At 43.1% G+C, this 1193-nt stretch carries 1 protein-coding gene and 1 pseudogene; both read right to left on the bottom strand.

Features of this window, described 5'->3' with window-relative positions:
* A pseudogene (locus tag ACFINH_RS09390) lies at window positions 1–365 on the bottom strand (phage tail protein); the annotation flags it as partial.
* 8 nt (window positions 366–373) lie between these two features.
* On the bottom strand, window positions 374–1193 hold an 820-nt coding region (locus tag ACFINH_RS09385), incomplete at its 5' end, for a phage tail protein (protein ID WP_375632872.1).

Raw genomic sequence — 1193 nt, 5'->3', positions numbered from 1 at the left:
GATAAAACACGGAGACCTAATTCCGTCGCCTTGTAAACAGGTTTAGCCGCCAAATCATTCAAGGCAATTGCGGTTTCCCCAATATTCTTGCCCTTCGCTTTAAAACAAATTGATATCCCATTCTTATACTCTAAAAATGCCGATTGGCTTTGAAGTCTTATCAACGTCGTCTGGTGTTCAGCATCAACCGTAAAAGTGCTTTCAATCACACCACTCGTATCCGATAAATACTCACGCACACGTTGCATCATCACACGAGCACTATTATTCAGACTACTAGGACGTTGTCCTTTTGACCAATCAATCAAATCATCACAATAGGCATTCAAGGAGGCATTTAAAGACCAATCATAGATCGTCGACATCTTACACCTCATGTCTTAATCGCAAACAGAACACTCACATTAACTGGACGCGTCTCGCCTTCACCAGTGCTCTCCAAAACAACCTCTTGGTTCTCATCAAGAGTATGAGAACTTACAATGTAGCCCCCTAAATTCTCACGCTCTATGCCCATAAAATTCGCTAGAGAGCTCCCCCCAAACAAGCCTAGACGATAGCCCAACACATCCGTCGTATTCCCATCCCAAAAGTTTTCGTTGCTGGTAAAATGAGACATCGAAAGGCTCTGTCCTTGATGTTGATGCGACTCGATTAAATCTGTTTGCACACTTGCAAAAGAACGCCCCTCATCAATATTGCGCCCTCCATCAAGCCCTCGTAAAAACATCCCTCGAAAATCGGGAACATTAAATGTCGTGGCGCCATCACCCTCTCCCCAAATCGTTCCTATCGTCTCAAATAAATCACCATAATCACGACGCAAATAAGCCTTCCCATCGCAAATTAACCAATCCTTTGGAATCCCACGCATGCCAAACGTTCCTATAAAACCCGTGGGATAAAGACTGCTTTCTTCTTCTTCTAAAGGGAGTGGGGTAGGATTAACAAGATGCCAATGATCTCCATTATAAAACAATGTATAAATGCACCCTTGTTGGATTTCCCCCCCTGATAAAAGCGATAAACCCGTTTCCGTTGCTTTATAAACCGGCTTGCCATCTAAAGCATTTAAGACAATCGTGGTCGCTCCAACATTCTTACCCATAGCCATAAAGCGCAAAACGATACCATTCTTATACTCTAAAAACTGTGAAGTGCTTGCAAGTCTTATCACACTCGTTTGTTGGACA

It is taken from the genome of Bartonella sp. AA74HLJMH, from assembly GCF_042197045.1.
In the GTDB taxonomy this organism is placed as follows: domain Bacteria; phylum Pseudomonadota; class Alphaproteobacteria; order Rhizobiales; family Rhizobiaceae; genus Bartonella.
Note: the sequence above shows the minus strand (reverse complement) of the source record. Positions and strands in the feature narration are given on the sequence as shown.